Here is a 21,164-nt window from a genome sequence, read left to right as displayed (position 1 = left end):
TAGAATTTTCATCAATACCGAACCTGTGCTTTAGGCCAAGACAGCAAGCGTCTCGCTGCCTCTTACTTGCAGTAGCTGTCGTCCCATGTCGCCCCTGTGGCGTCGGTCACAGATGTAAAACCTGAATCGGTCTAGGGTCAAAACTTGAAAAAGGGGAATTCTCCACCTAGGTTCTTCGCTAGACTTTGCAGGGTATGGCCGTGGCATCTACTGGGCACAAGGATACATACTCTCAGTTCGAATTTGTCGAACGCCGATTGCTACCACGCGTCGCAATGGCCCCGCTAGGAGAGGATGAGAATAGGCCCTCGGCCCTGATTCCCCGGTATTTCACCACGGAACAGTTACCCGCAGCGCTCCAGTTCCCTGCTTGGCAAGAGCATCTGTCGCCGCTTGTGGATGTTCGCCTACCCGACGGTGTCGTTGTCGAGGGCGGATTCCGAGCATCACAGACATGCTGGAATCTTGGCGGTATGCTTTTCATCCAACAATCCGCCTCGGCCTTCCGATATGAAAGATCCCAGGAAAAGGTGCGCTTCAGCCCGATCGACCATTGGCTGATAACGTTGCTTCGGATCGGCAGCACCTGGACCGCAGTCGATGGGCGTGTTGCCGAGAACAAGCCGGGCATGATCGCCATCCGCTCGCTCGGCCAACCTTGCCGGGGGCGCGCGCTCGCAACGACTTCCGTTTCCCTTGTCATTCCAGTCGATACTTTCTCCGACCGCGGAGGCTTGCCCGAGGCGGCCAACCACGCTGTTCTCGGCGGTCAACGGGCCAGGCTGCTCATCGAATTCATCTCAAGCGTCGAGGAAAGCCTCGGCCGGCTAACCCTGAATGATCTCGCTAGTGTGAGGGCTTCCCTGATCGAGATCGTCTTTAATACCGTGTCCCATTTAGTCGGCCCGAACAGCGAGAAGGATCCGTGTTCCAACACCGGCTGATGACGCGCGCGCGCCGGTTCATTCGCAGCCATCTCTTGTCGGCCGACCTCTGCCCAGAGCTCGTGGGCCGGGAACTGGCAATATCGCGCACCCGACTCTACGAAATGTTTGAAGGACTAGGCGGGGTACAGAAATATATCCGGGAAAGGCGCTTGGTTGCTGCCCATGCAATGTTGGCAGATGCGTCGGAATTCCGCAAGATTTCGGATATAGCGATAGCCATTGGATTCGACTCTTCTGCCAATTTCAGCCGGGCGTTTACCCAGCATTTTGGATATAGTCCGAGCACCGTGCGGAAGCTGCCGACGGCCTCAGATATACATATGAATTCTTCATCCAAGTCGATTGACGATGCCTCGTTCGAGGCCTTGTTGCGAACTCTCGAACTACGATAATCGCGCAATTCTCTTAGGAGAGGTCGAGTCCATCGCGGCTGCGAGCGGATCTGTCATCGTTGATGTTCCGATCCGGATGGCGATTTTCCTAGTCGGCACCGAGTTCGTCAGGGGCTCGACCAGGAATGGCGCGACCGGCAGGCGGCAGACGATGCTCGAGCGACTTTCCGCCCCGAAAGAGGCGGAAAAAGCCGGTTGGGCGACCGCAAACGTTCCGACATTTAAGATTGGTTCGGGGATCCCGGTCGAGCGCGGAAGACACTTGGGCTAGGTGCATCCTAAAGAGCGTTGCGCACGGCGAAGAGTTCGATCGGCGATGGAGTTCATCCTCCAGCGATCGCTACGCGATCGCCATTATCTCGAGTTCGCTCGGGCCGAAGCGGACGACGTCGCCGACGGCCTTGCCCATCAGGGCGAGCGCGACCGGGGAGCCGTGCGAGAGGGTGGCTCGCGACGGGTCGGCCTCGTCTTCGCCGACAATGCGGAAGGTCTGCGTGCGGCCGTCGTCGCGCTCGAACGTGACCGTGTGGCCGAATGCGACGACGTCGCTGGATGTTGGCGCGGGCATCAGCTGGGCCGTGCGGACGCGTTCGGCAAAATACCGGATGTCCCGGAGCGGAACCGCCGATTGCCGCCGCCTCTCGTTCACGTCCTCCAAGAGATTGGCGGCGTCGAGCGCCTGACGGGCGAGGGCCAGCTCTTCCTGCAGCCTGGCGAGACCCGACTCGGTGACCAGGTTGATGCGATTGGAGATCGGGCGAGCCGGCAGGATCGTTTCCGAAGCCGTCTCGGCACTTTCCTCCTTGGTGAATGCAACGCTCAACGGACGGAATCTCCCTGTCGAAAGCCGGACAGTCGGATAACCCACAGCGATCGACAAAGCTGCAATAAATCGAAAGGCTCGTCCCAGCGGCGGCGCTGGACCTTCACTGACGCCCCGAAAGGTCAGCGCGCCCGGCGCTGATCCAGCCGTCGCTCCGCCCCGTATAAGCAGCACGGACGGCATCGGAGGAGGGTGGAATGAACAGCAGAACGGCAGGCCTGGCGGCCATGGCACTTGTGACGCTCCTGGGCATCCTGCCCGCGACGGCCCGCGATCTTTCCCTGGAGCGCTATTTCGCCGGCAAGACGTCGGCGGTTGGCAGCTTCAAGGCGATCAACGGCGTGAAGCGCGACTTCACCGTCGCTCTGCGGGGCCAATGGAACGGCCGGACGCTGACGCTGGTCGAAGACTTCGTTTATTCCGACGGCGAGCGGGACCGCAAGACCTGGCGCTTCCGCAAGATCACACCGAACCAGTATCGCGGCACGCGCGAGGACGTCGTCGGCGACACGCTGGTGACGGTCACCGGCAATACGGCGCGCTTCACCTATCTGGTCGATCTCGACGCGGCGCGAAAGCGCAACCGCGTCCGCTTCCACGACACGATGGTGCTGCAGGACGATGGCCGGCTGATCAACAACGCCACGATCACCAAGTTCGGCCTGCCCGTCGCCAAGACCCGCGTCGAATTCAGCCGCTGACGCGTCGCCGCGCGACGCTCACTAACGCACAGGGGAGACGACCTCATCATGCCCGTTCCCTCCACCCGAAAGCTCTCGCTTGCCATCGTTCTTGCCGGATGCGCGACCGCCATGCCCGCCAAGGCGGCCGAACTCAGCGGGCCGGAAATCCGGCAGTTGATCGGCGGCGAGAAGGTCCGCCTCAGCACGCCGTTCGGCATCGCGCTGCCGCTTTACTATCGCGAGAATGGCGTCGTGGTCGGCGATGTCTCGGGGATTTCGGCGGCCCGGATGCTGGCGCCGCGCGAGGAAGGGCGCTGGTGGATCTCCGGCAATTCGCTCTGCCAGAAATGGCCGAGCTGGTATGACGGCCGGCAGTTCTGCTTCAAGATCACATCGCTCGGCGGCGGCAAGATCACCTGGCTGCGCGACGATGGCGCGTCGGGAACCGCGCGGATCGGACCCTAGTGGCGCCGGCTCCGGAAGCGCAGGACAAAACCCCCCGGCGCGCGACGCTTCTCGCCTATGCCTTGCCGGCCGTGCCGCTCGCGGCGATCGCGCTGCCGCTCTATGTCATCGTGCCGACCTTCTATGCCGACCATCTCGGCCTGTCGCTGGCGGCGATCGGAACGGTGCTCCTCCTAATCCGCCTGTTTGACGCCGCGAGCGATCCGGTGATCGGCTGGCTGTCGGACAGGGTGTCGCCGACCTTCGGGCGCCGGCGCACGGTCTTCGTCCTGTCGCTACCCCTGACGGCGCTCTCGGCCTTCATGGTGTTCTGGCCGCCCAGCACGGCCGGAACCGGATACCTCGCCTTCTGGGGCATCCTGCTTTCGATCGGCTATACCGTGACGCTGCTGCCCTATACCGCCTGGGGCGCGGAGCTCTCGACCGATTATCGCGGCCGTTCCGTCGTCTCGGCGTTTCGCGAAGGCGCGACGCTGCTTGGCACGCTGGTGGCTATCGTGCTGCCCTTCGCCGTCGGCATGGAGGCGATCGACGGGTTCCACGGCATGGCCGCCGTCGCGGTGCTGACGCTCCTTGCGCTGCCGGCCTTCGGCTTCCTTGCGGTGGGCGTGGTTCACGAGCCCGCCAACCGGTCGCGGTCTCGGCTCCCTCTCCTCGACAGCCTGCGCTATCTCGGCCGCAACCGGCCCTTCCTTCGGCTGGTCGCCGCCTTCCTGCTCAACGGCTTCGCCAATGCGATCCCCGCGACGCTGTTCCTCTATTTCGTGTCCGAGCGCCTCGGCGCCGAGGCGCTGCGCGGCCCCTTGCTGTTCGGCTATTTTCTCTGCGGCATCCTCGGCGTGCCGATCGCGGTCTGGGTGGCGGCGCGGTTCGGCAAGCACCGCAGCTGGTGTGGCGCCATGCTGCTTGCCTGCGTCGTGTTCTTCTTTTCGGGATTTCTGGGGACCGGCGACATCGCCGCCTTCGCCGTGATCTGTGCGCTGACCGGCGTGCTGCTCGGCTTCGATCTGGCCCTGCCGCCGGCGATCCAGGCCGATGTCATCGATTGCGACACGGCGCTTTCGGGCGAGCAGCGCACCGGTGTCTATTTCGCCGCCTGGGGGCTGGCGACCAAGCTGTCGCTGGCGCTGGGCGTCGGTCTCGTCTTTCCGATCCTCGCCTGGTCGGGCTTCGTACCGGGAAGTGACGCCGTGGTGCCCGCCTTCGCGCTCGACACGCTGACGATGCTCTATGCGTGGCTGCCGATCCTGCCGAAGCTGGCGGCGATCGCCATCATGTGGAACTTTCCGCTCGGTGAGACGGCGCAGACGGAGTTGCGCGCCCGCATCGAGGCGAGCGCGCCGGTGGGGCCGCTCGTCTGATCAGCCGCCGCTGCGCGTCGCCATCCAGGTGGTGACCAGATAGCCACATGTGGCGGCGACGGCGCTCAGCGTCACGCCCCAGGCCATGTCGACGATGCTGACCGAGACCGACCAGTTCTTCAGCGTCGAGAGATTGGTCATGTCATAGGTGCCATAGGCCACCAGTCCGAGCAGCGCGCCGTTCAGCAGCGCCGTGACCCAGCTTCCCGTCTGGACCGCGGGCATGACCGCGAAATGCACGAGGCCGGCGACATAGACGAGATAGAACAATCCGGCGACGCCGAGATTGGGCTGCGCCAGCAGAAGCTCGCCGATCCGGCTCTTGTAGAAGCTGGAGGCCACGCTGGAGAGCCAGACGAAATCCAGCCCGAAGAACACCAGCGCGGTGCCGGCATAGGCAATGGCGAAGTTTAGCATGGGGGATGCTCTCAGGTTGGATCAGATGCCCAGGATGGGCTGGATGGCGCGGACGATCCAGCTGCGGAAGCGAAGCGGCGCGTCGGTAACGGCAAGGCAAATGCAGTCCTCGCCGGGTGTCGCGATCGGTTGGTGCGTCAGGCTGGCATCGGCATCCTCGATGTCGCCCCGCGCGAAAAGGTCGTCGCCATCGGCGAAGCTACCCGTCAGCACGAGGGTCAATTCGCGGCCGCCATGGCCATGCTCCGGCACCGGCTTGCCGGCCGGGATCCGCAGCAGGCGGACCTGGGTCTCGCTGTCGGCGGTCGGGATGCGGATCTGGTAGGCGCCGCGCCCGAGCGAGCGCCAGCGCAGCGTGTCGATATCGCCGCCGAGATAGGAGCGCAGCGGCTCCGGCAACCCGCCTTCGCGTCGTCCGCCGGACGCGACGCGCGGGGCCTCGGCCGCAACCGGCTCGGCCAGGCGCCGGCGGACCGCTTCCCAGGACGACGTGACGTCTTCCGATGCTTCCGTCGCATCCAGCAATTCGCCGCCTATGTCCTCGGCCAGGGTCAGGCGTTTCCGGCATTCGGGGCAGAGCGCCAGATGGGTCGCGACGGCCAGGCTCCAGCCTTCGGCGAGGCTGCCGGCGGCGTAGCTGACGAGGAGGTCGTCGCTTAGATGATGGCGGATGGTCACGACGCGTCTCCATTGCGATCGAGCGCGGCGCGCAGCTTGGCAAAGGCAAGGCGCAGTCGCGATTTGACCGTGCCGAGCGGCATGTTGAGGCTGGTCGCGATGGCGCTGTGCGAGCGGTCCTCGAAGAAGGCGAGCTTGAGCAGCGCCACCTGCTCCTCCGGCAGCGAGGCCATCGCCAGGTGCAACTGGGCCGAGACTTCCTGCGACTCGAACATCTCGTCGGCGGGCGCGACATCGTCCTGGACGAAGGCCGGATCGTTCGGGTCGAAATCCGGGCGATTGTCGCGCCGGAACGCGTCGATGCGCAGATTGCGCGCGATGGTGAAGATCCAGGTCGAGGCGGCGCCCTTGGCCGGATCGAAACGATCCGCCTTGTTCCAGACCGCGACCATGGTTTCCTGCATCAGTTCCTCGGCCAGGTGACTGTCGCCGGCCAGGCGCGCCATATAGGCCTTCACGCGCGGCGCGAAATGCCGGAATAGCGCCTCGAACGCCTCGACATCGCGGCGCGCGCCGACCGCGACCAGCAGAGCCGCCATGCTCGGCGTCGCGTCGCTCTCCGTCGGACGGCGCATTTCAACCATTCCCAACCTGCGATCTAGCGATCCGACGCGGTGCCGGGGCACCACCGTCCTGGATCGTTTCTGCCATGGCGAAGCGGCAATGGAAATGAGCGCGTTCATGCAGCTTCTACGCGCGGCTCCGGCGAGCGGATCACCCGCCGGCGATTTTTTGCCGCCGATGGATCCAGAACGTCTTTCGGCCCGTATCAGCAAGCAGGAACCAGATCGGCGCGGGAAGGTAGAACGTGCATATTGAAGCCAAGGGCCACCAGCCGGATACCGCGCGCCACGTCGCCGTGGTCGGTTCGGGAATTTCCGGCCTGTCCGCCGCCTGGCTGCTCAGCCGGACCATGAGCGTCACGCTTTACGAAAGCGATGCCCGGCTTGGCGGCCATTCCAACACGGTGGTGGTCCCCACCGCGAACGGTTCGATCCCGGTCGATACCGGCTTCATCGTCTATAATGAGCGCAACTATCCGAACCTCGTCGCCCTGTTCAAGGAGATCGGCGTCGAGACGGCAGCGTCGGAAATGTCGTTCGCGGCGTCGCTCGATGGCGGCCGGCTCGAATATTCGGGCTCCGGCCTCAACGGGCTGATCGGCCAGCGCGGCAATGTGGTGCGGCCCCGCTTCTGGCGGATGATGCGCGACATCCTGCGCTTCTACCGCGAGGCGCCGCTCCTGCTGCCGCGCACCGACCTCGACGGGCTGACGCTTGGCGCCTATCTCGACGGCCACCATTATTCGCCGGCTTTCATCGAAGATCACCTGCTGCCGATGGGGGCCGCGATCTGGTCGATGACGGCGCGCGAGATGCGCGATTATCCGCTGCTGGCCTTCGTCCGTTTCTTCGCCAGCCATGGTTTGCTTAACCTCGTCGACCGCCCGCTCTGGCGCACCGTTCAGGGCGGCAGCCGTGCCTATGTCGAGCGGCTGAGCGCGGCGTTCGCCGATGGAATCCGCCTGAATACCCCGGTCAGCCGGATCACGCGCGAGAACGACCGCGTCCTCATCACCGATGCCTCGGGCCATACTGAGAGCTTCAGCGATGTCGTGGTCGCGACCCATGCCGACCAGGCCTTGCGCCTGCTTGGCGATGCCGACGCGCAGGAACGCTCCGTACTCGGCGCCTTCCGCTACACCGACAATCTGGCCGTGCTGCATTCGGACGAAACGCTGATGCCGAAGCGCCGGCGCGTCTGGTCGAGCTGGAACTACATCGGCGAACCCCAGCAGGAGGGCGCGCAGCCGCTCTGCGTGACCTACTGGATGAACCGCCTGCAAAATCTCGACAGCCGGCATCCCCTGTTCGTCACGCTCAACCCGACGCGCGCGATCGATCCGGCCAAGGTCATCCAGAGCTTCCAATATACCCACCCGCTGTTCGACCAGCCGGCGCTCGACGCACAGCAGCAGCTCTGGCGGCTGCAGGGGCAGCGCAACACCTGGTTCTGCGGCGCCTATTTCGGCTACGGCTTCCACGAGGATGGCCTGCAGGCCGGACTCGCCGCGGCCGAGGATCTGTCGGGCCTTCGCCGGCCCTGGACGGTCGGAGACGAATCCGGACGGATCGTGCTGGCGCCGCAACGCGAGGCGGCCGAATGAGCGGCCATTCCGCCCTCTATCTCGGCGACGTGATGCATGCCCGCTTCCGACCGCGCCGGCACAAGCTGCATTACCGCGTCTTTTCGCTGCTGCTCGATCTGGATGAACTGGCTACGTTCAGCGCGACGTCCCGGCTGTTTGGCTATAACCGTCGCGCCGTGCTCAGCTTCTGGGACAAGGACCATGGCGATGGCGAGACCGGGGGGCTGCGCGCCTGGGTCGAGGCGCGGCTGGTCGAAGCCGGATGCTTCGAGGCGGGCATGAGCCTTCGCGTGCTCTGCTATCCGCGCATCCTCGGCTATGTCTTCAATCCGCTGACCGTCTATTTCTGCTATGCGCCCGATGGCACATTGCGCGCCATTCTCTACGAGGTCTGCAACACCTTCGGCGAGCGCCACACCTATGTCATCGCCGTTTCAGGCGACGAGCCCGGTCCGATCCGGCATGGCTGCCCGAAGGAGCTCTACGTATCTCCCTTCCTGCCGATGGCCTGCTTCTATCGCTTCCATATCGAGCCGCCCGGCGAGGCCATCCTGGTGCGGATCGACGAGTCGGATGCCGATGGCCCCTTGCTCGTCGCCTCCTTTGCCGGAACGCGCCAGCCGATGACCGACCGGTCCCTGCTCGGCGCGCTGCTGCGCTACCCGCTGATGACCCTCAAGGTGACGGCCGGGATCCATTGGGAGGCACTGCGCCTCTGGTGGAAGGGCGTTCCCATTCACCGTCACCAGGCCGCCGACCGGCCCGTTGCCAGCACCATCGTTACGACCCGCTTCGAGGATGCGACAGCCCATGAGCCACGTTGAAGACAAGGCATTCCCGGCCGGGGGCTTCCTCACGCCGCTCTGGTCGCGCGTCCTTCGGGGCTGGGCCGATCGGATCGTCGCGGGCGAATTGACGATCCGCTTTCCCGACGGCGCCAGCCACACGGTCCGGGGCGTTCTGCCCGGGCCCTCCGCCAACCTCCACGTTCGCCGGGGCCGGCTGTTGTGGCGGATCGCCAGCGGCGGCGATCTGGGGCTCGCGCGCGGCTATATCGACGGCGATTGGGACACGGCCGATCTCGGCGCACTGCTGGAGCTTGGCCTCGTCAACGAGCAGGCGCTGCAATCGGTGCTGCATGCGCCGGGGCTTGGCCGGATCCTCGCCTATCTCCGTCACCGGCTTCGCGCCAATACCCGCGCCGGCAGCCGCCGCAACATCGCCTTCCACTACGATCTCGGCAATGATTTCTATCGCCAGTGGCTCGACGAGACGATGACCTATTCCTCGGCGATCTTCACCAGCCCCGAGCAATCGCTGGCGGATGCCCAGCGCGCAAAATATGCCCGCGTCGTTCGTGAGCTCGCGCTTGGCGAAAGCGACCATGTGCTGGAAATCGGCTGCGGCTGGGGCGGCTTCGCCGAGTTCGCGGCGCGCGAAACCGGGTGCCGCATCACCTGCCTGACGCTGTCGCAGGAGCAGGCGAAATTCGCCCGCGAGCGCATCGCGGCGGCGGGGCTTGCCGATCGGGTCGAGATCCGGCTCGAGGACTATCGCGATTGCGCCGGCCAGTTCGACAAGATCGTCTCGATCGAGATGTTCGAAGCGGTGGGCGAGGAAAACTGGCCGACCTATTTCGACGCGGTGCGGACGCTGCTGAGGCCCGGTGGCCGCGCCATGCTGCAGGTCATCACCATCGCCGAGGCCAGCTTCGACGATTACCGGCGCAACGCCGACTTCATCCAGACCTACATCTTTCCCGGCGGCATGTTGCCGTCGCGGACCGCCTTCGCGGCCGGCGTCTCCGCCGCGAAGCTCGACCTCGTGGGTTCTGAATTCTTCGGCCGCGACTATGAGAAAACGCTGCTGATCTGGGACCAGGCCTTTTCGGCGGCCTGGCACCGCATCGAGGCGCAGGGCTTCGACGCGCCATTCAAGCGGATGTGGCGCTATTATCTGCAATACTGCGCCGTCGGCTTCCGCTCCGGCAAGATCGATGTCGGCCAGTTCCTGCTGCAGCGCCCGCAATAGCAGGGCGCTTCAGCGGACCATCTTGCGGGTGATGGCGAAGAATAGCCGCGACGGCAGCAGGGCGAGCAGTTTCAGCGACAGCACCATCTTCCACGGGAAGGCGATCTCGAAGCGCCGGGACTTCAGCCCGGCCATGATGTGATCGACCGCCGCGTCGACGGAGATCAGGAACGGCATGGGAAAGTCGTTCTGCTGCGTGAGCGGGGTGTCGACAAAGCCGGGATTGATGACGCTGAGGCGGACCTGACGGCCGGACAATTGCGGATAGAGCGCTTCGCACATGTTGATCAGGGCCGCCTTGGTCGCGCCATAGGCCATCGCGCCTGGCAGGCCGACATATCCGACAACAGAGGACACGACGGCGATGTGCCCCGCCTGCCGTGCCACCATTCCCCGCATTAGCGGCGCCAGGCAATGCACGGTGCCCATCAGGTTGACGTCGACGGTCCGGCGAAATGCCGCGAGATCGAACGAGTAGACGGCGTCGCGGCGATAGGTGCCGGCATTGAGCACGGCGAGATCGATCGGACCCAGGCGATCCTCGATCTGGGCCACCGTATCGTCGCTGGCCGCCGCGTCGGTGACGTCGAGCGGAAAGGGGTGCAGCCGGTCCGGCATTTCGTCGGCCAGCGTCTCCAGGTCCTGCACGGTCCGGGCGCTGATGGCGACGTTCCAGCCTTCCTGCGCCAGGCGCCGCGCCAGGGCCCGGCCGATGCCGGAGCCGGCGCCGGTGACCCAGGCGACGCGGCCGGATGGGGCCCGGGTCGCGCTCGGGTGGTCAGGCGTCGTCGTGATCGGCATGGTCGTTTCCTCGCGAGGTCAGCGTCAGCCCCCTTCGCTTCTTACGGACCAAGTCGATAACTGGTTTTCGGACCGACACGAATTGCCGCTATTGCGCGCCTTCCGAGCCGAACTCGCCTCGGTGAGCCGGGCGGGGCGGACCCCGCCCGCGCCGGTCAGGCCGACTTCAGCTTGGCCTGCTCCAGCGACCAGTATTCCATGTCGAACAGGTCGGGCTCGGAGATTGGCGTGAAGCGGCCATAGGCCTCGGCGGCGTTCATGACGCGCGTCGACTGCTCGATCAGGTCGCCGGCGATCCTGGCCGACTTGGCATTGTTGCCGAGACCGAACATGCCCTCGCCGCGGACCAGCACAACGCGCGGATAGGCGTCGAGCATCGTCTTCGGTTCCGACGCCTTGGCGGCGTTGCGCTCGAAATAGGCGGTGTAGCGCTCGATATAGTCGGCCAACGCCTGGTCGATATCGGCCTCGGAGGCGTCGGCATCGAGGATCAGCGGGAACGGCTTGATGCGGATGACGTGGTCGGGCGTGACGGTGCCGCGCAAGGCGATGTCCGCGACTTCCGGCTTGGAGACGTGACGGCGGATCGCCGGCGTCGAACGGTAGTCGAGCGAAAGTCCCTTGGCGAAGGGCGAGCCGGGACGGGTGAGGGCAGCGGTGAGCCGTTCCACCAGCGCCGGGTCGGCGTCGCGGTCGCTCTGCTGCGGGCCTTCCAGCGTGACGCCGGCGCGGGCCAGTTCCTGCTCGGCCATCGTCGCGAACTCGATCATCAGTTCATAGGAGGCTTCGGCAGTGTCGGCGAAGCTGAACAGGCCGTGGTTCTCGAGCCAGAGGCCCTCGCAGCCCGGGTGGTCGCGATAGACCTTGTCGCCCTCGATCGAGAGGTCGAAGCCGGGCATGACATAGGGAACCCAGGCGAGGCGGTCGCCATAGACGCGTTGCACGGTCTCGCGCATGTCGGGCTGGTTGGCCAGCGCCAGCGCAGCGGTCGCGTGCGTATGGTCGACGAAGCGGAAGGGCAGGAAGGCGTGCAGGAGCGCCTCGACCGACGGGTTGGGCGAGGCCGGGTCGAGCAGGGCAGAGCGCAGCAGCGCGACCATTTCGGGATCGGAGAGCTTGCCGCCATCGCGCGCGGCGATCAGCGGCTCCATCCGAACCGCCGGCAGGCCCGGCGCCTCGATCGTGTCGAGATCCCAGCCGCTGCCCTTGATGTGCATGATTTCGTTGCCGTCGGCGTCGGTCACCTTGGCCGAGGTGTTGCCGCCGCCATGCAGGACGAGATCGGGATCCTGGCCGATGATGCGCGAGGTATAGATGCGAAGGCCGAGGGCCTCGCTCTGGCCGGCGTCAAGCGCTGCCTGGATGAAACGATTGGCCTCGTCGCCGTTCCAGCGGCTTTGCATGGGTCTGGATCCGTTGTTCTGGAGAAATGGAGCGGGCGGCCCGCATGGAGCCGCCCGCATGGGTTTCGTGAATTAGAAGTCGAACTTGCCGATGTTTTCCTTGGTGAACACGGTCCGCTCCGGCAGCAGGATGATGCCGTTGCCTTCGGCTTCGTAGTCATAGCCCTGGACGCTGTTCGGGGAGACTTCGATGGTGCCGACGCCCGGGATTTCGAGCTTGTCGCCGACCTTCATCTTGCCGTTCTTCAGCACGTGCTCGGCGACATGGACCGAGATCTTGCCCTGCTGGGTGACGTCCCAGAGGCCGAAGCGCTTGATCGTGCCGCGCTCGACATAGGGGCGCATGACGTTGGGCGTCGAGAAGCCGACGATGTTGACGCCGTCGGCGCGCTTCAGGTTTTCCGCGGCCTGGGCGGCAGCCGGCAGGGCGTTGGCGTCCGGCGCGATGATGATGTCGAGGTCGGGATAGGTCTGCAGGATGCTCTCGGCGGTCTGCAGCGACTTCTGCGCATCATTGTAGCCGTACTGGGTGGTGACGATCTCCCAGCCCGGATGTTCCTTGGCGATCTTGGCCTTGGCGGCTTCCGCCCAGGCGTTCTGGTCGGTCACGGTCGGGCTCGAATAGAAGAACGCGACCTTGGCCTTCTCCTTGGTCACGCCTTCCGCCGCCATGTCGACCAGCAGGCCGCCGAGCTGATCCGGGGTGCCCTGGTTGATGTAGTAGCTGCGGCAATCCGGATTGACGTCGCTGTCCCACGTCATGACCAGAACGTCGCGCTCCATGGCGCGCTTCAGGGCCGGGCAGAGACCGTCGGGCGAGACCGACGACACGATGATCGCATTGTAGCCCTGGTTGACGTAGTTGTTGATGAACTGCACCTGCGCCGAGACGCTCGGCTCGGTCGGGCCGTCATAGGTGACCTTGGCGCCCACTTCCTCGCCGGCCTTGACCGCACCGGCGCCGCCGCTGGTGAAGAAGCCGACGCCGACAAGCTTCGGAATGAAGGCGATCTGGGATTCGGCCTGCGCCGCGCCCGAGGCGAGCATGGTGCCTGCGAGCAGCGTTGCCGCCATCAGTCCGGACTTCAGGAATTTCATCGTCATTTTCGTTTCCTCCTCAAAAGGCCGTCGCCCGATCGTTTCGTTTCTGTCGGGCGACAGCGATAAAATCGGCCAGCAGCGCGCTTCCGTGGCGCAATGCGACCGCCGCAACCAGCAAACCTCCCGAAAGCGCGCTGGATATCTGGCTTGGGACACCGCTCGCCTGCAGACCCTGCTGCAGATAGCCGATGACGAATGTCGCGAGCAGCGTGCCGAGGATCGAGCCCTGGCCGCCATAGATCGAGGCGCCGCCGAGCACCGCTGCGGTGACGGCCGGCAGCAGCGTCGCGGCGCCGAGATCGACGCGCGCCGAGCCGAAATAGGCCGACATGACGAGGCCCGCGATCGCCGCGCAGACGCCGGTGATGACGTAGGTGATGGTCTGGGTCGTCCCGACCGACAGGCCGGAATAGCGCGCGGCCTCCGCCGACTGGCCGATCAGGAACACGGCGCGGCCGAAGCGGGTGAAATGCAGTAGCACGATCAGAACGGCGGCGAGCGCAAGGAACACCGCGAGCGGCGCCGGCAGGCCCAGGATCTCGGCATAGCCGAAGGAGGTGAAGCTGGCCGGAAAGTTGCCGATGCCCTCATAGCCGCCGGCGCCGACGACGCCCGACAGCACCGTGGCGGCGCCCTGGAACAGATAGAGGCTGCCCAGCGTGACGACGAGCGGCTGGATCTTCGACAGATGGATGACGGTGGCGTTGAGAAGCCCGGCCAGCGCGCCGGCGACGAGCGCCAGCCCGATCGCCAGCGGCAGCGGCACGCCGAAGAAATTCGAGACGCCGAAGACGATGGCGCAGAGGCCTATAGTCGAGGCGAACGAGACGTCGATGCCGCCGGCGATGATGACGAGGGTCAGCGGCAGCGCGACGATGCCGATCTGCACGAAATCCGACGTGCCGTAGATTAGATTTCCGACATTGAGGAAGCGCGGATTGACGAAGCCGAAAATGGCGAGCTCGACGACGAGCATCAGGAAGAGCGCCGCTTCCCAGCGGAAGAGTACGTTTTTCATCGGCTTGCCTCCGCCAGCAGGGTCTTGTCGGCATGGTTGCCGGGCGCCTCGCCGATTGGCGGCGTGCGGTCATGCACGGCGTAGCGGCGGGCGCGGATGCGCCGGTCGATCAGCAGGCGGATGCGTCCGTCGAGCAGCAGCACGGTCAGCAGGATCGCGCCGGCGATGAAGTCGTTCCAGAAGGCCGGGATCTTCAGGAACACCAGCGCGCTATCGATCGAGGTCAGGAAGATCGCGGCGGTGAAGACGCCGGCGACCGAGCCGCTGCCGCCGAGCAGGCTGACGCCGCCGAGCACGTTGACGGCGATCGCCTTCAGCTCGACGCCATTGCCGGCCTGGTTGGGGATGAAGCCGATCTGCGCCGCGAAGATCAGCCCGGCGATCGCAGCGCAGGCGCCCGAGGCGACGAAGGCGGTGAACTGCACCCGTCGGACCGGCACGCCCAGATGATGGGCGGCGTCGCGGTTGTCGCCGACCGCATAGAAATAGCGGCCAAAGCGGGTGCGCCGGAGGAAGATCCAGGCGAGCGCGAAGAGGGCGAGTACGGTGACGGTCAGGATCGAGACGCCGAAGCCGATGCCGCCGGCCAGCGCCTTCAGACCCTGCGGCAGGTCCTCGATCCAGCGGCCGCCGGTCTGGATCAGCATGATGCCGCGATAGAGGCCGAGCGTGCCGAGCGTTGCGACGATCGAGGGGATGCGGAGATAGGCGACGAGCAGGCCGTTGACGGCGCCCGCGACGACGCCGGTCAGGATGCAGAGCGCGATCGCCAGCGGCAGGCTGGCGCCGGCATTGAGCGACAGGCCGAGCGTCGCGGCGCTGAGGCCGAGGATCGAGCCGCTGGAAACGTCGATGTTGCGGGTCAGGATCACCAGCATGGTGCCGAGCGAGATCAGCAGCAGTACGAGGCTGTTGGACAGGATCACCGAGGCGGTGGCGGCCGAGAGATAGCCGGGCGCGGCGAAGCCGAGGGCGAGGCAAGCCGCCGCCATCACCGCCAGCAGCATGAGGACGCGGTTGCGCGCGACGAGATTAAGCATGGGCCTGTTCCCCCGCGCCGAATGCCAGGCGGGCAATCGCGTCGACGCTGATGTTTTCGGTCAATTCGCCGCCGAGCTGGCCGAAGGCCATGACGACCACCCGATCGGCCAGGAGTTCGATCTCGTCGAAATCGGACGAGATCAGGATGACGGCGACGCCCTCGGCCGCGAGCTGGCGGATCAGGGCGTAGATGTCGTTGCGCGCCGCGACGTCGACGCCGCGGGTGGGCTCGTCCAGGACGAGCACCTTCGGCTTGGCCGACAGGCACTTCGCCATCAGCACCTTTTGCTGGTTGCCGCCCGAGAGTGCCTTGGCCGATTGGCCGGGGCCGGTGCACTTGATGCCCATGCTCTGGCGAAAACCATTGAAGAGGCTGCGCTCACGGGCGGGGCGGAGCAGGAAGGGCAGGCGGTGGATCAGATAGGACGAGGCGTTCCAGTAGAGCGGCGCCTCCAGGAACAGGCCGTTCTGCTGCCGGTCTTCCGGCAGATAGACCAGCCCGGCATCGATGCAACGACGCGGCGAGCGGCTGGTAAGCGCGACGCCGTCCAGCGTGACGGAGCCGGCGCTCTGGCGGCGCAGGCCGAACAGCGTCTCGGAAAATTCCGTGCGGCCGGCCCCGACCACGCCGGCAAGCCCCAGCACTTCGCCAGCGCGGACCTCGAGGCTGATGTCGCGAAACCCTTCGCCGCTCAGCTTGCGCACCGCGAGGCGAACCGGGCCGCGATCGCTGCCGGATCGGGTGGCCGCCAGAGGGGCGGCGCCGGTGGCAACCCGGCTCATCGCATCGATGATTTCGGCGTCGCTATAGCCGTCGAGCGGGCCGCTCAGCACCACCGCGCCGTCGCGCAGCACGCTGATCGTGCCGCAGATCTCGCGGATCTCGCGCAGCTTGTGCGAGATGAAGAAGATGCCGACGCCCTGGGCCTGAAGCTTGCGGACGCGCTGGAAAAGGGCGTGCACCTCGAACGGCGTCAGCGCCGAAGTCGGCTCGTCCAGGATCAGCACGCGCGCGTCGCGGATCAGGCCGCGCAAGATCTCGACGATCTGGCGCTCGGCGATCTCCAGGGTGGCGGCCTGTGCGTCGAGGTCGAGGGTGACGGCGAGTTCGGCGATCAGCTGCTCGACCCGCTTGCGCAGGGCGCGCGGGGAGGGACGCAAGCCCAGGCAGATGTTCTCGAGCACGGACTGGTTGCCGAGGATATGCGCTTCCTGGGGCACCAGATACAGGCCGAGCTGCTGGGCGAGGGCGGGGGACGCATGCGTCAGCGTCTCGCCGTTGATCTCGATTGAACCGGCATTGGCCGGGACCAGGCCGGACATGATCTTCATCAGCGTGGACTTGCCGGCGCCGTTGCCGCCCAGCAGCGCGTGCACCTCGCCCTTTTGCAAGGCGAGCGAAACCCCCTTCAGGACCGGAACGGGACCGTAGGATTTCCATATGCCGGTGAGCTGTGCAGCCCTCCCGGCCGCTGTGTCCGCAGTCATTCCGCACCTGTTCAGATGTCTCTTGTGTCTCGCAAGTGATCACAAGATTCGAAGGGCGTCAATATGGTCAGATCGGAGGCTTGGGAACGTGATGGGCAATATTGCGCTGCAATATTGCGATTTCGGTGGAGTTCTCACGGTTGCGCTCGATCTCCGGGACAAGCGGAGCCTGTCCTGTTGACGGATCAAATGTTTTTACGATATCGATATGATCACAAATCGCGGGGAGGGTGCTCGGCGCATGGCCTTGGAAAGCAACGAGTGGAGCTATGGCGATGCCGACGAGGAGATCCTCACGCGCATTGCCTGGTACTATTACAATGACGGCCTGACGCAGAACGAGATCGGCGAAAAGCTCGCCATGTCGCGGATCAAGGTGTCGCGCCTGCTGGAAAGCGGCCGACGGTCCGGCATCATCCAGGTCCGGATCAATTCGCGCTACCAGGGCTGCCTGTCGCTGGAGCGCGAGATCAAGGCCCGCTATGGCCTGCTCGAGGCCTATGTCGTGCCGGAACTCCCCGAGCAGAGCGCCAGCGACCGGCTGGGCCAGGCGGCGGCGCAGTTCCTGATGCAGCGGCTGCAGCCTGACGACCTGCTTGCGGTCGGCTGGGGCGCCACCGTCAGCAACGCCATCCAGCGCCTCGGCCATCTCGCCAATGAGCGCAATATCGGCCTGGTCAGCCTGACCGGCGGCGTCGGCACCTATGTCGATGGCATGCGCACCGCGAACTGGGGCAGCAGCGTCCATCTGGTGCCGGCCCCGCTCGTGGTGCGCGACCCGGACGTCGCGAAGAACCTGTCCTCGGAGCCGGCGGTCGCCAATCTGCTCGACATGGCACTGAACGCGTCCTACCAGCTGGTCGGGATCGGCGAGCTCTCTGGCACCTCGACCGTGGTGCGCTCCGGCTATGTGACGCCGGACGAGGTCGAGCCGCTGCGCCGCAAGGGCGCGGTCGGCGACATCCTCTGCCAGTTCTTCAACGACAAGGGCGAAGTGCTCGACCTGCAGCTGCACGACCGCGTCATCGGCGTGAAGCTCGCCGCGCTGTCGCGCGCCGAGAAGGTCGTGGCCGCCGCCGGCGGGCTCGAAAAGGTGCCGGCCATCCATGCCGCGCTCAAGGGCAAGTTCGTCGGCATCCTGATCACGGATGAAACGACGGCGCTGGGTCTGATGGACCTGAAGGATTAGGGAGAGGGCTATGGCGGGAACATATCTTCTGGCGGTCGACGCCGGGACGGGAAGCGGCCGCGCGGTCGTCTTCGACGCGGCCGGCAACCAGATCGCGGCCGCCCAGCACGAATGGTGGCACAAGCCCGATCCGCGCTTCCAAGGCTCGATGGATTTCGATGTCGAGGGCAACTGGGCCCATCTCGCCCGCGCCATCCGCCAGGCGATCGCCAGCGCCGGCATCTCGGCCGGCGACATCGCCGCCGTCAGCGCCACCAGCATGCGCGAGGCGCTGGTGGTCTATGATTCCGACGGCCGGGAGATCTGGGCCTGCGCCAATGTCGACAGCCGCTCCAACAGCGAAGTGCGCGAACTGAAGCTGGCCTTTCCCGAACTCGAGGCCCGGCTTTATCAGCATAGCGGCCAGACCTTTGCGCTCGGCGCCCTGCCGCGCCTGCTCTGGCTGAAGCGCAACCTGCCGGACGTCTATGACCGCATGCACCGAATCAGCATGCTGTCCGACTGGGTCCTCGCCCGGCTTTCCGGCGTACTCGTCAGCGAGCCCTCCAATGCCGGCACGACGGGCCTGCTCGATCTGCGCGCGCGCAACTGGATGCCGGAGGCGATGCGCTGGGCCGGCATGCGCGACGACATCTTCCCCGAGACGGTCGAGTCCGGCACGGTGATCGGCCATGTCACGGCCGCGGCGGCCGAGGCGACGGGCCTTCAGGCCGGCACGAAGGTCGTTGCCGGTGGCGGCGATTGCCAGATCGGCACGGCCGGGCTCGGCGTCGTCAACAAGGGCGATTGCGCGGTGCTGGGCGGCACTTTCTGGCAGCAGATCGTCAATGTCGACCAGACGCTGACCGACCCGTCAATGGATCTTCGCATCAACCCGCATGTCGTCGCCGGCCTCAACCAGGCGGAAGCGATCAGCTTTTTTGTCGGCATCGTGATGCGCTGGTTCCGCGACAGTTTTGGCGCGGCGGAGATGGCGGAGGCGGCCTCGACGGGTGGCGATGCCTATACAATGCTGGAGGCGCAGTCGGCGCATATCCCGCCCGGTGCCTACGGCATCATCCCGGTATTCTCGGACGTGATGCATTACGGCAAGTGGTACCACGCGGCGCCGTCGCTGCTGAACCTCTCGATCGATCCGGAAAAGTCCGGCAAGGCCGCGATCTTCCGCGCCCTGCAGGAAAACGCCGCGATCGTTGCGGCGCGCAACCTTTCCGCGATCTTCAAGCTGTCCGGCGTGACCCCGAAGCAGATCGTCTTCGCCGCCGGTGCGGCCAAGTCGGCCCATTGGGCGCAGATCCTGTCGAGCGCGACCGGCCTGCCGGTGGTGACGCCGGTGGTGAAGGAAGCCACCGCCCTCGGCTGCGCCGCCGCCGCCGCGATCGGCGCCGGCCTGCAGCGGGACTTCGTTTCGACCGCCGAGACCTGGGTGCGCTGGGACCGGCATTTTGAGCCGGATCTCGGCCACAAGGCGATCTACGACGAGGCCGGCGAACGGTGGGCGCGCGCCTATGCGCTGCAGCTCCAGCTCGTCGACGAGGGCGTCACCACCTCGATGTGGAAGGCCCCCGGCCTCTGAGCTTCCAACCTTCGCCGCGCTTCCGGCGCCGCGCCAATCTCTTTGCAAAGGAGTGACTATGCTCATCCAGATGGTGACCATCAGGGTCAAGCCGGGCCATGCCGATGATTTCATCGAGGCCTTCCGCATCAATTATGAAGGCACGCGCCAGGAGCCGGGCAATCTGCGCTTCGACGTGCTGCGCGATCCTGACGATGGCAACAAGTTCCTGATCTACGAGGTCTTCAAGTCGGAAGCCGCCCTCGAGGAACACCGCCGCACGCCGCACTATCAGAAGTGCGTCAGCCTGCTCGAGCCGATCCAGACCGGCCCCCGCACCAAGGTCTTCTACAACGCCGAAATGGCGGACTTTCTTGCGGACTAGCATCGGGGACTGCAAGCCTCTTCCTGGCTGTACCGTCAGCCAGGCTCGCTCTCGCTGATCCAGGCGTTGAGCAGCGTGTAGCCGACGCCCAGGACCGTCGGCCCGATGAAGATGCCGAGCATGCCGAACGCAATCAGGCCGCCGATCACGCCGGCGAGGATCAGCAGGACCGGCAGATCGGCGCCGCGCCGGATCAGGATCGGGCGCACCAGCTGATCGATGGTACCGGCGACCAGCGTGAAAGCCAGCAGCACCGTCGCCCAGACGGCATTGCCGGAATAGTACATCCACGCCACGGCGGGCACCATGACGAGCCCGGGGCCGAGTTGGATCAGGCATAGCAGGAAGATCATTGCCGTCAGGATGGCGGCGAAGGGGATGCCCACGACCAGAAGCCCGATGCAGGCGATGGCGCTCTGGGTAATCGCGGTCACGACGACGCCCAGCGCCACGCTCCGGATCGCCTGGGCGCCGAGCCGTACCGCCATCTCGCCGCGGTCGCCCGCCAGGCGGCGGCCGAAGCGAATGACCTGCCGGGCCGCCTTTTCCCCGCTCAGATACATCAGGGCGGCGATCACCGTGGTGAGCAGGAAGTGGACGAACATCGAGCCCAGGCTTCCCGCCGTGGATGCGACCCACTGGGTTATCGCACCGGTATAGGGAGCCAGTTTAGGTGCCAGAGCCTCCAGCCGGTCGGACGACAGGGTCGCCCAGGCCTCGCTCGCGCGCGCGCCAAGGAGCGGAAGCTCGGCCAGCCAGGCCGGTGGCGGCGGCAGGCGCAGGGACAGGACAGTTCGGATCAGCTCGCGAATCTCGTCCGTGTTGGCGACGACGGCGCTGAGGGCGAGCCAGAACGGCACGATCAGGATCAGCAGCAAGACGAGCGTCATGATCAGCGCGGCCAGGCCGCGCCGGTTGCCGGTATGGCGCTGGACCCACAGCATCAGGGGCCAGGTGGCGATCACCAGGGTGGTGGCCCAGATGATGGCAGGCAGGAAGGGCAGCATCACCCAGATGCAGGTGACCAGAATGCCGCCGATGAACAGGACCGCCAGCGTGATCCGCGTGAGGTCCTGGTGTTCCCGGATCATCGCTTTCCGCCCCTTGACCTTGCTTGTACGGCACCGCGCGGCGTCGTCCCATCAGTGGCCGCCGAAGACCAGCGTCTGCACGGGTAGCAGGATGGCCTGCATGCGCAGGATCGCGGCATGAACCACCGCGACGGCGTCGACGACAT

At 65.7% G+C, this 21,164-nt stretch carries 22 protein-coding genes; 11 read left to right on the top strand and 11 right to left on the bottom strand.

Features of this window, described 5'->3' with window-relative positions; all coding sequences use genetic code 11:
• Positions 1 to 473: 473 nt before the first annotated feature.
• Together ABIE08_RS20130 and ABIE08_RS20125 are read left to right on the top strand one after the other, a co-directional pair.
• The gene (locus ABIE08_RS20130) at positions 474 to 944 is read left to right on the top strand and encodes a hypothetical protein (protein WP_354553643.1); all 471 of its coding nucleotides are present in this window, start codon (positions 474 to 476) and stop codon (positions 942 to 944) included.
• A complete protein-coding gene (locus ABIE08_RS20125; protein WP_354554207.1) occupies positions 944 to 1,339 on the top strand; it encodes a helix-turn-helix domain-containing protein in 396 nt (131 codons plus the stop codon). The genes ABIE08_RS20130 and ABIE08_RS20125 overlap by 1 nt, the downstream gene beginning before the upstream one ends.
• A gap of 340 nt (positions 1,340 to 1,679) precedes the next feature.
• On the opposite strand, the gene greA is transcribed toward ABIE08_RS20125, so the two are convergent.
• Entirely contained in the window at positions 1,680 to 2,162 is a 483-nt protein-coding gene (greA, locus tag ABIE08_RS20120) for a transcription elongation factor GreA (RefSeq protein WP_354553642.1), read from the bottom strand.
• Between the two features lie 197 nt (positions 2,163 to 2,359).
• On the opposite strand from greA, the gene ABIE08_RS20115 reads away from it, so the two are divergent.
• The 3 genes from ABIE08_RS20115 to ABIE08_RS20105 are packed head-to-tail and all read left to right on the top strand — an operon-like array spanning position 2,360 to position 4,671.
• A complete protein-coding gene (locus ABIE08_RS20115; RefSeq protein WP_354553641.1) occupies positions 2,360 to 2,863 on the top strand; it encodes a DUF3833 family protein in 504 nt (167 codons plus the stop codon).
• Positions 2,864 to 2,911: 48 nt separating this feature from the next.
• Positions 2,912 to 3,310, top strand: coding sequence for a hypothetical protein (locus ABIE08_RS20110; protein ID WP_354553640.1), 399 nt, complete (start codon positions 2,912 to 2,914; stop codon positions 3,308 to 3,310).
• A complete protein-coding gene (locus tag ABIE08_RS20105) occupies positions 3,310 to 4,671 on the top strand; it encodes an MFS transporter (protein ID WP_354553639.1) in 1,362 nt (453 codons plus the stop codon). The genes ABIE08_RS20110 and ABIE08_RS20105 overlap by 1 nt, the downstream gene beginning before the upstream one ends.
• Here ABIE08_RS20105 and ABIE08_RS20100 read toward each other — a convergent pair whose 3' ends face one another.
• Genes ABIE08_RS20100 through ABIE08_RS20090 form a run of 3 tightly spaced genes read right to left on the bottom strand, consistent with a single transcriptional unit; the run spans position 4,672 to position 6,341 of the window.
• Positions 4,672 to 5,088: a DUF2177 family protein gene (locus ABIE08_RS20100; RefSeq protein ID WP_354553638.1), complete on the bottom strand. Its 417-nt coding sequence runs from the start codon at positions 5,086 to 5,088 to the stop codon at positions 4,672 to 4,674.
• A 21-nt stretch (positions 5,089 to 5,109) separates the two neighbouring features.
• Positions 5,110 to 5,766, bottom strand: a complete 657-nt coding sequence (locus tag ABIE08_RS20095; RefSeq protein WP_354553637.1) for a ChrR family anti-sigma-E factor — start codon at positions 5,764 to 5,766, stop codon at positions 5,110 to 5,112.
• Complete coding sequence (locus tag ABIE08_RS20090) at positions 5,763 to 6,341, bottom strand: sigma-70 family RNA polymerase sigma factor (protein WP_266331199.1); 579 nt, start codon at positions 6,339 to 6,341, stop codon at positions 5,763 to 5,765. The genes ABIE08_RS20095 and ABIE08_RS20090 overlap by 4 nt, the downstream gene beginning before the upstream one ends.
• A 233-nt stretch (positions 6,342 to 6,574) precedes the next feature.
• On the opposite strand from ABIE08_RS20090, the gene ABIE08_RS20085 reads away from it, so the two are divergent.
• The 3 genes from ABIE08_RS20085 to ABIE08_RS20075 are packed head-to-tail and all read left to right on the top strand — an operon-like array spanning position 6,575 to position 9,946.
• Positions 6,575 to 7,933 carry an NAD(P)/FAD-dependent oxidoreductase gene (locus tag ABIE08_RS20085; protein WP_354553636.1) on the top strand — a complete coding sequence of 453 codons (1,359 nt, stop codon included), beginning with the start codon at positions 6,575 to 6,577 and terminating at the stop codon, positions 7,931 to 7,933.
• Positions 7,930 to 8,739: a DUF1365 domain-containing protein gene (locus tag ABIE08_RS20080; RefSeq protein WP_354553635.1), complete on the top strand. Its 810-nt coding sequence runs from the start codon at positions 7,930 to 7,932 to the stop codon at positions 8,737 to 8,739. The genes ABIE08_RS20085 and ABIE08_RS20080 overlap by 4 nt, the downstream gene beginning before the upstream one ends.
• Entirely contained in the window at positions 8,726 to 9,946 is a 1,221-nt protein-coding gene (locus tag ABIE08_RS20075) for a cyclopropane-fatty-acyl-phospholipid synthase family protein (RefSeq protein ID WP_354553634.1), read from the top strand. Before ABIE08_RS20080 ends, ABIE08_RS20075 begins: the two co-directional genes overlap by 14 nt.
• Before the next feature lie 9 nt (positions 9,947 to 9,955).
• Here the strand turns inward: ABIE08_RS20075 and ABIE08_RS20070 are convergent, their stop codons facing one another.
• From ABIE08_RS20070 to lsrA, 6 genes are all read right to left on the bottom strand, one after another.
• The gene (locus tag ABIE08_RS20070; RefSeq protein ID WP_354553633.1) at positions 9,956 to 10,747 is read right to left on the bottom strand and encodes an SDR family NAD(P)-dependent oxidoreductase; all 792 of its coding nucleotides are present in this window, start codon (positions 10,745 to 10,747) and stop codon (positions 9,956 to 9,958) included.
• Positions 10,748 to 10,902: 155 nt separating this feature from the next.
• The gene (locus ABIE08_RS20065; RefSeq protein WP_354553632.1) at positions 10,903 to 12,150 is read right to left on the bottom strand and encodes a class II aldolase; all 1,248 of its coding nucleotides are present in this window, start codon (positions 12,148 to 12,150) and stop codon (positions 10,903 to 10,905) included.
• Between the two features lie 72 nt (positions 12,151 to 12,222).
• On the bottom strand, positions 12,223 to 13,254 hold the full coding sequence (gene lsrB / locus ABIE08_RS20060) for an autoinducer 2 ABC transporter substrate-binding protein LsrB (protein ID WP_354553631.1): 1,032 nt from the start codon (positions 13,252 to 13,254) through the stop codon (positions 12,223 to 12,225).
• 13 nt (positions 13,255 to 13,267) lie between these two features.
• A complete protein-coding gene (locus ABIE08_RS20055) occupies positions 13,268 to 14,269 on the bottom strand; it encodes an ABC transporter permease subunit (RefSeq protein ID WP_354553630.1) in 1,002 nt (333 codons plus the stop codon).
• Positions 14,266 to 15,309, bottom strand: coding sequence for an ABC transporter permease subunit (locus tag ABIE08_RS20050; RefSeq protein WP_354553629.1), 1,044 nt, complete (start codon positions 15,307 to 15,309; stop codon positions 14,266 to 14,268). Before ABIE08_RS20050 ends, ABIE08_RS20055 begins: the two co-directional genes overlap by 4 nt.
• Positions 15,302 to 16,798: an autoinducer 2 ABC transporter ATP-binding protein LsrA gene (lsrA, locus tag ABIE08_RS20045; protein ID WP_354553628.1), complete on the bottom strand. Its 1,497-nt coding sequence runs from the start codon at positions 16,796 to 16,798 to the stop codon at positions 15,302 to 15,304. The genes ABIE08_RS20050 and lsrA overlap by 8 nt, the downstream gene beginning before the upstream one ends.
• Before the next feature lie 241 nt (positions 16,799 to 17,039).
• Between lsrA and ABIE08_RS20040 the strand changes: the two genes are divergently transcribed.
• Genes ABIE08_RS20040 through ABIE08_RS20030 form a run of 3 tightly spaced genes read left to right on the top strand, consistent with a single transcriptional unit; the run spans position 17,040 to position 19,927 of the window.
• Positions 17,040 to 17,987: a sugar-binding transcriptional regulator gene (locus ABIE08_RS20040; protein WP_266331189.1), complete on the top strand. Its 948-nt coding sequence runs from the start codon at positions 17,040 to 17,042 to the stop codon at positions 17,985 to 17,987.
• Positions 17,988 to 17,997: 10 nt separating this feature from the next.
• The gene (lsrK, locus tag ABIE08_RS20035) at positions 17,998 to 19,563 is read left to right on the top strand and encodes an autoinducer-2 kinase (RefSeq protein WP_354553627.1); all 1,566 of its coding nucleotides are present in this window, start codon (positions 17,998 to 18,000) and stop codon (positions 19,561 to 19,563) included.
• 58 nt (positions 19,564 to 19,621) lie between these two features.
• Entirely contained in the window at positions 19,622 to 19,927 is a 306-nt protein-coding gene (locus ABIE08_RS20030) for an antibiotic biosynthesis monooxygenase (protein ID WP_354553626.1), read from the top strand.
• Between the two features lie 35 nt (positions 19,928 to 19,962).
• Here ABIE08_RS20030 and ydiK read toward each other — a convergent pair whose 3' ends face one another.
• Positions 19,963 to 21,018, bottom strand: a complete 1,056-nt coding sequence (gene ydiK, locus ABIE08_RS20025; RefSeq protein ID WP_354553625.1) for an AI-2E family transporter YdiK — start codon at positions 21,016 to 21,018, stop codon at positions 19,963 to 19,965.
• Positions 21,019 to 21,164: the final 146 nt, after the last annotated feature.

Origin of the sequence: Kaistia defluvii, assembly GCF_040548815.1 — a bacterium.
Taxonomy (GTDB): domain Bacteria; phylum Pseudomonadota; class Alphaproteobacteria; order Rhizobiales; family Kaistiaceae; genus Kaistia; species Kaistia defluvii_A.
The sequence above is the reverse complement of the archived record's forward strand: the minus strand, read 5'-3'. Positions and strand labels throughout refer to the sequence as shown.